The organism is Achromobacter sp. Marseille-Q4954 (assembly GCF_943737025.1).
In the GTDB taxonomy this organism is placed as follows: Bacteria; Pseudomonadota; Gammaproteobacteria; order Burkholderiales; family Burkholderiaceae_B; genus Achromobacter; species Achromobacter bronchisepticus_A.
Genome location: NZ_CALSFQ010000001.1, coordinates 1,827,577 through 1,840,900 on the forward strand (window position 1 = coordinate 1,827,577; position 13,324 = coordinate 1,840,900).

14 protein-coding genes are annotated in these 13,324 nt (G+C 65.5%); 3 read left to right on the top strand and 11 right to left on the bottom strand.

Annotation, left to right across the window (positions count from 1 at the left end):
• Positions 1-2: 2 nt before the first annotated feature.
• The 11 genes from NGK62_RS08535 to NGK62_RS08585 all read right to left on the bottom strand — a co-directional run bounded on the left by NGK62_RS08535 (position 3) and on the right by NGK62_RS08585 (position 9,074).
• Positions 3-212: a hypothetical protein gene (locus NGK62_RS08535; protein ID WP_059379055.1), complete on the bottom strand. Its 210-nt coding sequence runs from the start codon at positions 210-212 to the stop codon at positions 3-5.
• Positions 209-1,396 (bottom strand): D-alanyl-lipoteichoic acid biosynthesis protein DltD, encoded by a 1,188-nt coding sequence (locus NGK62_RS08540; protein WP_059379057.1) that lies wholly within the window; start codon positions 1,394-1,396, stop codon positions 209-211. Before NGK62_RS08540 ends, NGK62_RS08535 begins: the two co-directional genes overlap by 4 nt.
• A complete protein-coding gene (locus NGK62_RS08545; protein WP_006226661.1) occupies positions 1,374-1,613 on the bottom strand; it encodes an acyl carrier protein in 240 nt (79 codons plus the stop codon). The genes NGK62_RS08540 and NGK62_RS08545 overlap by 23 nt, the downstream gene beginning before the upstream one ends.
• A 417-nt stretch (positions 1,614-2,030) precedes the next feature.
• Positions 2,031-2,534 (bottom strand): outer membrane lipoprotein, encoded by a 504-nt coding sequence (locus NGK62_RS08550; RefSeq protein ID WP_059379058.1) that lies wholly within the window; start codon positions 2,532-2,534, stop codon positions 2,031-2,033.
• Between the two features lie 207 nt (positions 2,535-2,741).
• Positions 2,742-3,683: a carbohydrate kinase family protein gene (locus tag NGK62_RS08555; RefSeq protein ID WP_118934846.1), complete on the bottom strand. Its 942-nt coding sequence runs from the start codon at positions 3,681-3,683 to the stop codon at positions 2,742-2,744.
• Positions 3,684-3,695: 12 nt separating this feature from the next.
• Positions 3,696-5,057: a DUF3426 domain-containing protein gene (locus NGK62_RS08560; RefSeq protein ID WP_251878015.1), complete on the bottom strand. Its 1,362-nt coding sequence runs from the start codon at positions 5,055-5,057 to the stop codon at positions 3,696-3,698.
• A gap of 24 nt (positions 5,058-5,081) precedes the next feature.
• Positions 5,082-6,011 carry a 50S ribosomal protein L11 methyltransferase gene (gene prmA, locus NGK62_RS08565; protein WP_059379066.1) on the bottom strand — a complete coding sequence of 310 codons (930 nt, stop codon included), beginning with the start codon at positions 6,009-6,011 and terminating at the stop codon, positions 5,082-5,084.
• A gap of 103 nt (positions 6,012-6,114) precedes the next feature.
• Positions 6,115-7,461 carry an acetyl-CoA carboxylase biotin carboxylase subunit gene (gene accC, locus NGK62_RS08570; protein WP_059379067.1) on the bottom strand — a complete coding sequence of 449 codons (1,347 nt, stop codon included), beginning with the start codon at positions 7,459-7,461 and terminating at the stop codon, positions 6,115-6,117.
• A 9-nt stretch (positions 7,462-7,470) separates the two neighbouring features.
• Positions 7,471-7,929: an acetyl-CoA carboxylase biotin carboxyl carrier protein gene (gene accB, locus NGK62_RS08575; RefSeq protein ID WP_118933903.1), complete on the bottom strand. Its 459-nt coding sequence runs from the start codon at positions 7,927-7,929 to the stop codon at positions 7,471-7,473.
• An 87-nt stretch (positions 7,930-8,016) separates the two neighbouring features.
• Complete coding sequence (gene aroQ / locus NGK62_RS08580) at positions 8,017-8,451, bottom strand: type II 3-dehydroquinate dehydratase (protein WP_013391376.1); 435 nt, start codon at positions 8,449-8,451, stop codon at positions 8,017-8,019.
• 89 nt (positions 8,452-8,540) lie between these two features.
• Positions 8,541-9,074: a TlpA family protein disulfide reductase gene (locus tag NGK62_RS08585; RefSeq protein WP_118933904.1), complete on the bottom strand. Its 534-nt coding sequence runs from the start codon at positions 9,072-9,074 to the stop codon at positions 8,541-8,543.
• 127 nt (positions 9,075-9,201) lie between these two features.
• Here NGK62_RS08585 and mpl point away from each other — a divergent pair, with 127 nt between their 5' ends.
• The 3 genes from mpl to NGK62_RS08600 all read left to right on the top strand — a co-directional run bounded on the left by mpl (position 9,202) and on the right by NGK62_RS08600 (position 13,181).
• On the top strand, positions 9,202-10,572 hold the full coding sequence (gene mpl / locus NGK62_RS08590) for a UDP-N-acetylmuramate:L-alanyl-gamma-D-glutamyl-meso-diaminopimelate ligase (protein WP_251878017.1): 1,371 nt from the start codon (positions 9,202-9,204) through the stop codon (positions 10,570-10,572).
• A gap of 29 nt (positions 10,573-10,601) precedes the next feature.
• On the top strand, positions 10,602-11,204 hold the full coding sequence (locus NGK62_RS08595; protein WP_251878019.1) for a YqiA/YcfP family alpha/beta fold hydrolase: 603 nt from the start codon (positions 10,602-10,604) through the stop codon (positions 11,202-11,204).
• Between the two features lie 72 nt (positions 11,205-11,276).
• Positions 11,277-13,181 (top strand): ribonuclease catalytic domain-containing protein, encoded by a 1,905-nt coding sequence (locus NGK62_RS08600; protein WP_059379075.1) that lies wholly within the window; start codon positions 11,277-11,279, stop codon positions 13,179-13,181.
• Positions 13,182-13,324 lie beyond the last annotated feature (143 nt).

Here is a 13,324-nt window from a genome sequence, read left to right on the forward strand (position 1 = left end):
GCTCAGAACTGTTGGTATTGGAATTCGACCTTGATCGGCCCGCCGCTGCCCGTGGTGGGCTGCGCCTGCAGCACGAACACCAGGATCACGCCGATATACAGGCACAGGTGCCAGAGAAAGCGGCGGCCCCAGGCGGCAGCCGCCTTGCGGCTTTCCTGCCCTTCAACAGCGCGGCCGGCCTCTGGCGCGGCCGCGGGAAGAATCTTGCTCATCGGGAAAAGTACTCCGCAATACCTTGATCGGCCATGGCCCAGCCGAGTTCGGCCAGGTGCATGTCGTCGCGCAGCATGCCCGGCTCGAAGGGGATGCTGTAGAGATCCAGGCAGCCCATCTGGTAGCGCTCGCACATGCCCGTGATGGCGGCCACCACCGGGTCGAAGCGCTCCACGTCCAGGATGAGCTTGGGATTGAAGGGCTGGATGACGAAGTAGGCGTGGACCTTGCGCTGCTGCAGCAAGGCCATCACGCGCGACAGATCGCCGAGTTCCGTGCGGGTGATCGGGTCAACGTCGGCAAACTCGTTGCGGGCGGGCGAGTACAGCGGCGCCAGGTACTGCTTGTAGTAGTCGTCGCGCACGTCGTAGGGGTTGTGCCCGCCCAGATCCTGCTCGACCGCGCGCGCCTGATGCGTCAAACGCCCCCACTCGCCCTGGTCAAGGCGGGCGGCCGACGGCCACGACACGTAGCGGTGCGCCGGCACGGATAGCTTGGTACGCGGGCGGTCGGGCGCGGGTTCCTTGCGCGCGTGCCACCACAGCGCCAGCTTGTCCTTCAGCTCTGCGACCTGACCGTTGGCGATGAGCCACAACAGGCCCCAGTTGGCGTTGTCGCTGATCCAGGTCTGCATCTGCTCGCGCGTATTGGGCTTGTCCCAAAGGCGATCCCAGACCGGGCCTGTGACATGCTCGGCGAATGCGCTGCGCGGCAACTGTCCGCCCGAAGCGAACCAGGCCGGCGACAGCATGATCACCAGCCGCGTGTTGGGCGTGAGCGAGTCCGCCACCGACTCCAGCACGCTGACGATGCCGTAGGACTGGAACATGGCGTGGCCATAGGCCAGCGTCGGCACCTTCAGTTCTTCGGGGAAGAAGCGGTAAGGCACGAAGCGCAGGTCGTGGCTGGACAGTTCGGACGAGCCGAGCACGACCAGCGTGCCATCGCTCAGGGCGTTGCCCAGGCGGTTCAGGTTGACGTGCTGGGTGCCCCAGTCCGGTCCCAGGTTGGGCAGGTAGTTGCTCTTGGCGGCGGCCGCGGCCGAAGGCGACGACATGGGATTCACGATGCGGCTCAGCAGATCGTCCGCGCCGCAATACGTACCCACCGCCAGAGCCACCGCCGTCGCGGCTGCCGCGACGTGAGACAACAGCCGGGTATTACGAAGTATGGGCAGCGACATAGCCGGCAAGCGTGCGGACCGACTGTAGGTGCTCCGCGATCTCGGGAGCCGGGATGCTGCAGCCGTACTCCGACTCGACCGCCAGCGTGATGTCCACGGCGGCGAGCGAATCGACCAGGCCGGTAGCAATCAACTGCGTATCGGGGGTGACTTTCTTCATGACGATCGACTCGACGATCTCGCCGATCTTGGTGTGGAGTTCTTGCTCGGTATGCATAGATAGTGCGGCGTTACAGGCCTGATCGGCCAACAATCCCCCGCCCCGGGATTCAGGACGATGAGATTACAAAGAAACTGCTGAAACCAGGCTGAACATCCAGCCCCCCGACAAACGACGTTCCGATGCACTCAGTTACATGATTTTCGCAATGCGACGTCGTTCGCAGGCGCAATCATGGCACTACGTTCGTCAAATCTCCATGACGCTTTTGGAGGAAATCGCGAGAAAACGCTGGCAAACGTAACGTTCGCGGGTAAGTCCCTGGGCGCGGCGTTGCGGCCGAGCGACAGATTTTTACGCTTGCGCGGCTTCTACCACCTTGCCCCCGTTTTCGCCCAATGTCGCCGGCAACAAAAAAGCCCCCTGACGGGGGCTTTCTTGCCTGGCCGCGCCGCAAGCGGCGCTGGACAGTAATTACATCGGCGTGACGCGGGTCGGGCCGGCGCCGCTGATCACCTGCACGCGCTGGCCCACGCTGATGGGCACATCGGCTTCCTGCGCGACCACGCGGGTTTCGCCGTTGTCCAGGCGCACGGTGATTTCGTAGCCGGAATTCTTGCCGGTCTGGTTCTCGATGGCATTGCCTGCCAGCGCGCCCAGGATCACGCCACCCACGGTGGCGATGGTGCGGCCGGTGCCGCCGCCGACGGCGTTGCCCGCCACGCCGCCCAGCGCGCCGCCGGCCACCATGCCGACGCCGCTGGACTTGTCGTTCTGGATCACGATGGGACGCACGCCAGTGACCGTGCCGGTACGGACGATCTGCTCGCGCTGCGCCTGGTCATAGCTGTAGACGCCGCTGGACGCGCTGCGGTTGGCGCAGCCACCCAGGACCGCCATCGAGGTCACGACGGCGGCGATCGCGAGCCAGCGCCCCGCGCGCGGCGTCACCAGGGAAAAAGTTTTGCTTTGATTCATTTGGACTCCTCGATCGGCCGTTGCCGACGATGTACTCATCATACCCTGACCCCGAATTGGGGCCAGCGATGCTGCAACACACTGAAACGCACCGCCAGAAGCTGAAAAACCCGGCGAAAAGCTCGGCTGGTCAAGACGCCGGAACAGCGCGTCTTCATCCCTTCCCAACGCTTCGACCTCAGCTCAACTGCCGGGTTCCCGAGGGTCTCAGAGCGGCAGATGAATGCCGTAAGTCGCGTGCAGCACGGCGTCGATCTCGGCGCGCGAGGGTGCATGATTCTGCGGTCCGCGCGAAGCGATCTTGATGGCGCCCATGACGTTGCCCAGACGGCAGCTGTCTTCCCAGCCCCAGCCGCTGGTCAGGCCGTAAAGCAGGCCGCCGCGTTGCGCGTCGCCGCAGCCGGTCGGGTCGACCACCTGCGCCGCGCGCACCGGCGGGATCAGGATGGTCTTGCCTTCGGTCAGCAACGTGGCGCCTTCCGCGCCGCGCGTCACCACCACCGCCTGCAAGCTGCGGGCGATGTCGTCCATGCTGCGACCCGTGCGCTGCTCCACCACGCCGGCTTCGTAATCGTTCACCGTCAACGCCTGCGCCAGCTTGAGCATGCGCTCCAGGTCTGCCCCGTCGAACAGCGGCATGGCCTGGCCCAGGTCGAAGATGAACGGAATGCCGCGCTTATGCAGGCGCTCGGCATGGGCGAACATGCCTTCCTTGGCGTCGGGCGCAACGATGGCCCAGGCCGCATCGGCGTCGCTCAGATCGTTTTCCGCCGCGTGCGACATGGCGCCCGGATGGAAGGCGGTGATCTGGTTGTCGTCCAGATCGGTGGTAATGAAGCACTGCGCGGTGAACGTTTCCGGAATCACCTTCACGCGGCTGACATCGATGCCCAGGCCCGCCATGCGCTCCATGTACTCGCCCGCGTCTTCGCCCACGGTCGCGACGGGCACGGGCTTGCCGCCCAGCAGGTTCATGTTGTAGGCGATGTTGCCCGAGCAGCCGCCGTATTCCTTGCGCATGCTGGGCACCAGGAACGACACGCTCAACGACTGGATGCGGTCGGCGAGAATGTGTTCCTTGAAACGCCCTTCGAACACCGCGATGGTGTCGAACGCCATCGAACCGCAAACCAGAACTGGGGTAGCCATGCGAGTCATCCCTTAAGGAAAGAATTTATTGATTTGAAAGCCATTGACCTGGACGCCAGTCACTTCGATCGGCACGGAAATCTTCAATTCGCCCTGAGGCGCGAAAGGACCGCGCAGCTGCTCGGGCGTCAGATAATCTTCGGGCTTGAGCGCGCGGCGCACCACCACCGTATCCGACAGGTCGTTCAGGTCCAGCATCAGGGCGGGCCAGTGCTGCGGCTTGTCGTGACGGTTGCGCATCACCACCGTCAGCACCAAGCGGCTGCGGCCGTCATCGATTGCTGCCGCGCCGGTCGGCGGCTGCAGCGACGAGGAGGTGATGTGAATGAGTTCCAGGCGGCGCGCGTATCCCACGGTGCAGCCCAGCGGCTGGCACGCCATCTCCAGCGCCGGCCGCAGAATGGGCACGGAATTGGCGATATCGGTGCGGTACGCGTACACCAGCTGCAGGCCCAGCGCGATCAGGCCGACCAGGCAGGCATAGCCCCAGACCTTGCGCAACAGGCCTTGCCGCTCCTCGCGGTCCTGATCCAGGAATTCGGGCGGCGCGCGGCCCACGTCGGTGGCGCTGGAATAACGCGTGCGGGTGTCGCCCAGCACGGGCTCGCCAGCGTCTTCGCGGCCGGGGCCGTGATCGTCGCGGTAGTCTTCCCGGTAATCGCCGGGGTCCTCGTCGCGATGCTCGTCGGCGTATTCGTTGTCGTATTCGTCGTCGCGCGCTTCGTCGCGCACATCGGCGCGAGCGCGGCCTATGGTGAAGGACGGCTCAGCGAGCGGGCCGCGCGCGGCCGTATCGGCATGATGCCCCGCCCTCGAAACGGCGGGCGCAGTCCAGCGCAGCGGATCCTCGTCAGCGTCGATGTCGTCGTCGGCCAGGTCGTCCGACTCATGACGCCCCGCATCTTCCTCGCCTGGTATCGGTTCGGCGCGCCGGCGGATATCGTCGCGGCCGCGCAGCACGGCAGGCGGCACCGCGGGCGCACCATAGGGCGCCGCCACGGGCGCGCGCGGCGGTTCCGGCTCGTCGTCCCAGGGCGGGATCTGTGAAAAATCCACCGCGGGCGCGGGACGCGCAGCCGGCGGCGCGGCGGGAGGCACAGGTGCAATGGGGGCTGCCGGCACCTGCGGCGCAACAGCCGCTGCCGGCGTCGCCAGGACCGGTGCGGCCTGGCTGGCGGCGGGTGTCACCGGCATCGGCGGCGCGGCGGGCGGCACGGCTTGCGGCGCCGCTCCGGCGGCCGGCAATAGGCAGGCGCGCCCGTCGAACACGGTCGAGCAGGCGCCGCAGCGCACCAGGCCATTGCGGACCCGTAGCTGGTCAGGCACCACCTTGAAGGTGGTGCCGCACTGCGGGCAACGGGTGGTCAGGGCCATGGCGCGATCCAGCAGCGGCAGCGCTCAGGCCTTCTGGCCGTGCAAGCACACCCAGCCGTCGCGCGCGCGCCAGACCGACATGGCGATCCAGGGCGCGTAGGCGGCGGCCACTTCCTCGGCCTGCCGCTCCAGCACGCCGGACAGCACCAGATGACCGCCCGCGGCGACGCGTCCGGCCAGCATGGGCGCCAGCACCTTCAGAGGGTTGGACAGGATGTTGGCCACCACCACTTCGAAAGTGCCTTCCGCCAGTCCATCGGGCAGCATGGCTTGCAGCTCGACATGGTTGACCTCGGCATTGAAGATGGTGCTCTGCACCGCCTGGGCATCGATGTCCACCGCCTGGGTCGGGCCCGCGCCCAGCTTGCGCGCTGCGATCGCCAGGATGCCCGAGCCGCAGCCGTAGTCCAGCAGCGTGGCGCCGGCCGGCAACTCGGCTTCCAGCCAGGCCAGGCACAGATGCGTCGTGGGATGGCTGCCGGTGCCGAAAGCCAGGCCCGGATCCAGCTCGATGTGGATCGCGCCTTCCTGGGTGGCGGCGTCCGGCTCGAAGGCCGGCACATCGGGGTTGTCGCGGTGCCAGCTGGGCACGATCCACAGGCGTTCGGCGATATGGATGGGGCCGAACTGCGACTGCGTCAGGCGCACCCAGTCGGCGTCGGGTACGTCGCGCAGGCTCCAGCCCTCGAACACGGCGGGATCGAGTTCGCCCGCGGCGGCGGCTTCTTCCATGATCTGCGCGGGATCGGCTCCGTCGGGCAGCAGGGCGACGACGCGATTGCGGTCCCAGGCCTGCACGTCGGGCTCGGTGCCCGGCTCGCCGAACAAGGGGCGTTCGTCATCGGTGCCCAGGTCGGCATCTTCGACGGATACCGACAGCACGCCTGCTTCCAGCAAGGCGTCCGAGAGGGCTTCGGCCTGCGCCTCCAGGCAATGGAGCACGAGTTCACGCATGATGATTCTTCCATCTGGTCAACGGGCCGCGGCTTGCGCCGCGGCCCGTTGACCGTAAAACAAAACAGGAGCGGCCCGGGAGCGGAAAGCCCCCGGATCGCGGTCAGGGACGCTGAGCCAACTTGTGTTCCAGGTAATGGATGCTGGTGCCGCCTTCGATGAAGCGGGCGTCCTGCAGCATTTCACGATGCAGCGGGATGTTGGTGGAAATGCCTTCCACCACCATTTCCGACAGCGCGGTGCGCATGCGGGCCAGCGCCTGGTCGCGCGTGTCGCCGTAGGTAATGACCTTGGCGATCATCGAGTCGTAGTTCGGCGGCACGAAATAGCCGTTGAACGCATGCGAATCGATACGCACGCCCGGGCCGCCCGGCGTATGCCAGTTGGTGATACGGCCAGGGCTGGGCACGAAGCGGAACGGATCTTCCGCGTTGATGCGGCATTCGATCGCGTGGCCCTTGAATTCGATGTCGCGCTGGCGCAGCGTGAACTTTTCGCCGGCGGCGATCAGGATCTGCTGCTGGACCAGATCGATGCCGGTGATCAGCTCGGTGACCGGGTGTTCGACCTGGATGCGGGTGTTCATTTCGATGAAATAGAACTCGCCGTTTTCATACAGGAACTCGAACGTACCCGCGCCGCGGTAGCCCATCTTGCGGCAGGCGTCGGCGCAGCGGTCGCCGATGCGCTCGATCAGGCGGCGCGCGATGCCGGGCGCCGGCGCTTCTTCGATGACCTTCTGGTGGCGGCGCTGCATGGAGCAATCGCGCTCGCCCAGCCAGACCGCGTTGCGGCCGCCGTCGGCGAGCACCTGGATTTCCACGTGGCGCGGATTCTCCAGGAACTTCTCCATATAGACTTCGGGGTTGTTGAACGCGGCGCCCGCTTCGGAACGCGTCATGGTGACGGCGTTCAGCAGCGCGGCCTCGGTGTACACCACGCGCATGCCGCGGCCACCGCCGCCGCCTGCCGCCTTGATGATGACCGGATACCCGACTTCGCGCGCAATGCGGACGATTTCCTGCGGATCGTCGGGCAACGCGCCCTCCGAACCCGGCACCACCGGCACGCCGGCTTCGATCATGGCGCGCTTGGCGCTGACCTTGTCGCCCATCAGGCGGATGGTGTCGGGACGCGGACCGATGAAGACGAAGCCGCTCTTTTCGACGCGATCGGCGAAGTCGGCATTTTCGGACAAGAACCCGTAACCCGGGTGGATTGCCTCGGAATCCGTGACTTCGGCCGCCGAAATGATGGCCGGCATGTTCAGGTAGCTTTCACGCGACGGCGCGGGCCCGATGCACACCGATTCATCGGCCAGGCGCACGTACTTGGCTTCGCGGTCGGCCTCGGAGTGCACCACCACGGTCTTGATGCCCAGCTCGCGGCAAGCGCGCTGAATGCGCAGGGCGATTTCGCCCCGATTGGCGATCAGGATTTTTTCGAACATTTTCAGCTATCAGCCAATGACGAACAGGGGTTGACCGTACTCGACGGGCTCGCCGTTTTCGACCAGGATTTCTTTGATGACGCCGGACTTGTCGGCTTCGATTTCATTGAGCAGCTTCATGGCTTCAATGATGCACAGCGGATCGCCTTCCTTGACGGTGGCGCCCACGTCGATGAACGGCGCGGCGCCCGGGTTCGGCGCGCGGTAGAACGTGCCGACCATCGGAGCCTTCACGACATGGCCCTGGATCACCGGCGCAGCTTCGGCGGCGGCGGGCGCGGCCGGAGCGACGGCCTGGGCCGCTGGCGCAACCGGCACGCCGGCTTCGGGGTGGTGGTAGGCGACCGGTTGCAAGGTCTGCGAGAACTTGACGATCCTCACCTTGCCTTCGCCTTCGGTGATTTCCAGCTCGGCGATGCCCGATTCAGCCACCAGGTCGATCAGGGTTTTGAGTTTTCGGAGGTCCATAGAAGCTGCTTCCCGAGATAGTGTCGGCGACGTCCCTGCGTCGGGTCCGCGCCGTATAAGATGTAAATGCTGTGGTTTGGTGCGAGATCAGTGCCGCACTGCGTAACGCAGAGCCGCCTCGTAGCCGTCCGCGCCCAGGCCGCTGATGAGGCCTACCGCCAAGTCGGACAGATACGAGTGATGCCTGAAGGGCTCTCGCTTATACAGATTGGACAAATGTACTTCAATAAATGGGATCGCGACCCCAGCCAGCGCATCGCGAATTGCGACGCTGGTGTGCGTATATGCCGCCGCGTTGATGATGATGAAGTCGGTGCCGTCTTGCCGGGCCGCCTGGATGCGGTCAACCAATGCGCCTTCGTGATTGCCTTGCCACGCTGTCAGCGTGGCGCCCAGTTCGCCTGCGAGCAGCTCAAGACCCTCGTTGATCTGTTGCAGCGTGAGGCTGCCGTAGATGTGAGGTTCTCGGGTGCCGAGCAGGTTCAGGTTCGGGCCATGCAATACCAGTATGTTTTGCGCCATGCGCTTGCCAATGAGTGGTTTGCCAATTGTTGGCAAAACAGCCGATAAACCAGCTTTTTACGCCAATTCCTACTATTTGTCCAACAGACTTACGCCTTTAAACCAGACAGGGTGCGATCCAGGTCATCGGGCTGAATTTCACCCAATATCTTCCGGTTAATTCCGCCATCTGCGTTGAAAACAATAGTAAAAGGCAGGCCGCCGCTGGGGTTTCCCAGCTTGCGCAATGTATCGATAGCGCCGGCGCCTATCACCCACAAGGGGTAGGAAACCTGTACTTTCTCGACAAATTTTTGCATATTCGCAGCCGAATCGACGCCAATGCCGACAAACCGTACATGCGGGTATTTTTTCTGCAAGACGTCGAGTTCGGGCATTTCTCGGACGCAAGGCGCGCACCAGGTTGCCCAGAAATTGACCACGATGGGCTGGCCTTTCCAGCCTGCCAGCGTATGGGACGCCCCGTTCAAGTCAGGCAGCGGCATCTGCATCAGTGCGGCGACGGGATCGCCGGCATCGGCAGTAGCCGAGGGCGTCGAGGTCTTACGGCCCATCAGGGTATAGCCGCCCGCAACCGTGGCGGCTATGGCCACGCCGGCGGAAAGAAGTAGGCGTCGATTCATGGCGCGATCATAACCGCTGCCGCCGTTTTGCGCCGCGCAGGTTTTGCGCCGCGCAGGTTTCGCGCCATGCGGGCCGCGGCGGGTCGCCACTCTATATATATACAATGCAGGACAGGAGAGTTTTTCAATGCACCTGCATATTCTTGGCATCTGCGGTACGTTCATGGGCGGCTTGGCGCTGATCGCGCGCGCTGCCGGCCACAAGGTCACTGGTTGCGACGCGGGCGTGTACCCGCCCATGAGCACGCAACTGTCCGAACAAGGCATCGAGCTGATCGAAGGCTTCGGCGCGGAACAGCTGGCGCTCAAGCCCGATCTCTATGTGATCGGCAACGTAGTCAGCCGCGGCAATCCGCTGATGGAGGCCATCCTGGACTCCGGCGCGCGCTACGTGTCCGGCCCGCAATGGCTGGGCGACAACATCCTGCCCGGGCAGCACGTGCTGGCGGTGGCCGGCACCCACGGCAAGACCACCACCAGCTCGATGCTGGCCTGGGTGCTGGAAGCCGCGGGCATGGCGCCCAATTTTCTGATCGGCGGGGTGGCGCAGGACCTGCACGTGTCGGCGCGCTTCGATCCGTCGCGTCGTCCCTTCGTGATCGAGGCGGACGAGTACGACACGGCCTTCTTCGACAAGCGCTCCAAATTCGTGCATTACCGTCCGCGCACGGCCATCCTGAACAATCTTGAATACGATCACGCCGACATCTTCCCCGATCTGGCGGCGATCGAGACCCAGTTCCATCACCTGGTGCGCACCATTCCCGGATCGGGCCGCATCGTGCGCCCGGCGCGCTGCGCCGCGCTGGACCGCGTGATTGCGCGCGGATGCTGGTCCGAAACCGTCACGTTCGGCGCCGATGGCGCCTGGCAGGCAACGGCGCCGGATGCCGAAGGCGCGTTCAGCGTGCTGCGCGGCGGCGTGACTGCCGGCACCGTGCGCTGGAACCTAACGGGCGAACACAACCGCATGAACGCGCTGGCGGCGCTGGCCGCCGCCGAACACGTGGGCGTGCCGGCAGCCCAGGGCATCGAGGCCTTGAGCCGCTTCGCGGGCGTGAAGCGCCGCATGGAGCTGCGCGGCACGGTAAACGGCATCAAGGTCTATGACGATTTCGCGCACCACCCCACCGCCATCGCCACCACCCTGGAAGGCCTGCGCCGCCAGGTCGGGCCGGCCCGTATCCTGGCAGTGCTGGAGCCGCGCTCCAACACAATGAAGCTGGGCACCATGGCCGCCCGCCTGCCCGCAGCCCTGGCCGACGCCGACCTGGTGTTCTGCTTCGGCGCGCACGCGGGCAAGCACGCCCTGGGCTGGAATCCGGCGGAAGTGCTGGCGCCCCTGGGCGACCGGGCTTCCAGCTACGATGACATCGGCGCGCTGGTCGTCGCCGTGGCCGGCGCCGCGCGTCCGGGCGACCAGGTGCTGGTCATGAGCAACGGCGGCTTCGGCGGTGTGCACGGCAAGCTGCTGGACGCCCTGCAGGCGCGCGGCTGATTCCGCCAAAGACACCGCAAAGGCGAGCAATGATTCTTTATCTGCACGGTTTCCGTTCCTCGCCGACCTCGCTCAAGGCCCGCATGATGGCCGACGCCATGGCCGAACGCGGCCTGTCGGCGGCCTGGGCCTGCCCGCAACTGCCCGCCAGCCCGCGCGAGGCCATCGCCTTGGCGATGGAGATCGCCCGGCGCCAGCTGGAAGGCGCGGATTCTCCCCGCGCGCTGACCGTCATCGGCTCTTCGCTGGGCGGTTTCTACGCCACCTGGCTGGCCGAACAGCTGGGCTGCAAGGCGGTGCTGCTGAATCCGGCGGTCGAGGCCGCCCGCGACCTCGCCACCCAGATCGGCGAGCACCGCATGTATCATTCCGACGCGCCGTTCGTCTTCCTGCCCGAATACGTGGACGAACTGGCCGCCATCCATGTCCCCCGCATCACCCACCCCGACCGCTACTTCCTGGTGGCGGCCACCGGCGACGAGGTGCTGGATTGGCGCGAAATGCGCGACCGTTACGCGGGCTGCCGCCAGCGCATCGTGCAAGGCAGCGACCACGGTTTGTCCGATTTTGCGGAATGGATGCCCGAAGTGCTTGAATTCGCCCTTGGCGACAAGCAGGTTCGCCCCCAATAATCAGTATCAGACTTCACCACTCTATAAGCAGCGCAAGGCGGCGCGTGCGCGCCGCCCAGGACGATCCCCACCATGTATGTGTTTTACGAAGACGACGGCAGCTTCAAGGCCGGCAATATCCTGTCCGAGACCGACGCCAGCCTGCAGGTGGAATCGGAATCGGGCAAGCGCAGCAAGATCAAGCGCGCCAATACCTTGTTCACCTTCGCCTCGCCCGAACCGGCCGCGCTGATGAGCCAGGCGGCCGCGACCGCCGAAACCCTGGACCTGCAATTCCTGTGGGAATGCGCGCCGCAGGATGAATTCGATTCCCCCGCGCTGGCCGCCGACTATTTCGGCCACGCGCCCACGCCGGTGGAACAGGCCGCGCTGCTGATGCGCCTGCACGGCGCGCCGGCGTACTTCCATCGTCGCGGCAAGGGCCGTTACCGCCCCGCCCCGCCGGACATCCTGGCCGCCGCGCTGGCCGCCCTGGAGAAAAAGCAGCGCCAGGCCGAGCAGCAGCAGGAATGGGTCGATGAAATGGCTGCCGGACGCCTGCCCGAGCCCATCGCCCAGGCCGCGGAATCGCTGCTGATCCGCCCCGACAAGAATTCGCAGCAGTGGAAGGCGCTGGATGCAGCCTGCGCCAAGCTGGGCAAGAGCCCCGACCGCCTGCTGCTGGAGCTGGGCGCCTGGCCGCACGCGCTGGCGCTGCACAAGCGCCGCTTCCTGGCGGTGAACTTCCCGCGCGGGCTGGCGTTCCCGGATCTGGAACTGCCTGCCATCGACCGCGAGCTGCCGTTATCCGACGCCGAAATCTATTCGGTGGACGACGTCACCACCACGGAAATCGACGACGCGCTGTCCGTCTCCACCTTGCCCGACGGCCGCCTGCGCGTCGGCGTGCACGTGGCGGCGCCGGGCATCACCGTGACCCGCGACAGCGATTTCGACAAGCTGGCGCGCGCGCGCCTGTCCACCGTCTACATGCCGGGCGACAAGATCCCGATGCAGCCGGACAGCATCATCCAGGCGTTCTCGCTGGACGCCGGCCGCGAAGTGCCGGCGCTGTCCCTGTACGTCGTGGCCGATCCGGAAACCGGCGAGATCATCGAATCGGAAACCCGCCTGGAACGTATCGTGGTGCGCGAGAACCTGCGCCACAACATGCTGGACGCCCAGGTCACGGAAGCCAGCCTGTCCGATCCGTCGGCCGACCTGCCCTATGGTCATTGGCTGCGCCCGCTGTGGAAGCTGGCGCAGGCCCTGTCGGCGCAACGCGAAAACGTGCGCGGCAAGCCGGAAAACAATTCGCGGGTGGAGTACAGCTTCTACCTGGACGGCAACCCCGACGATCCCGACACGCCGGTACGCCTGGTGCCGCGCCAGCGCAACGCGCCGCTGGACCGCATGGTGGCGGAATACATGATCCTGGCGAACAACCTCTGGGGCGGCCTGCTGCACCAGCACGGCGTGCCGGGCATCTACCGTTCGCAACAGGCGGGCCGCGTGCGCATGAGCACCCAGGCTTTGCCGCACGAGGCCATCGGCGTGCCGCAATACGCCTGGAGCACCTCACCGCTACGCCGCTACGTGGACCTGGTGAACCAGTGGCAGTTGATCGCTGCGGTCGAACACGGCGTGTCCGCCCGCCTGGTCGCCCCTTTCAAGCCGCGCGACGCGGACCTGTTCGCCATCATCGGCGCGTTCGATGCGCAATACGCGGCCTGGGCGGAGTTCCAGAGCGCAATGGAACGCTACTGGTGCCTGCGCTGGCTGAAACAGCACAACGTGACCCGCACCGTGGCGCACGTGCTGCGCGAGGATCTGGTGCGGTTCGCGAATGCGCCGCTGGTGACTCGGGTGGGCGGGATGCCGGAGCTGGAGCGGGGGACTGCGGTGGAGATCGATATTCTGGGGATGGATGAGTTGTCTCTGGAGCTGGATTGCCGGTATATCGGGGAGATTAGTCCGGCTGTGGGCGGGCAGGAGTAGAGCCTTCTGCTCTGGCGGCAGCCCGGGGGCAGCGAACAGGGAGAGGTCAGTTTTTTTGTGTTTAAGGCGTTGGAAGCCTGATCGTTGTTCAGATCAGGCCTGTTGATGCTATTTAAGCGATAAAAAAATTGATCCTCCAGTTC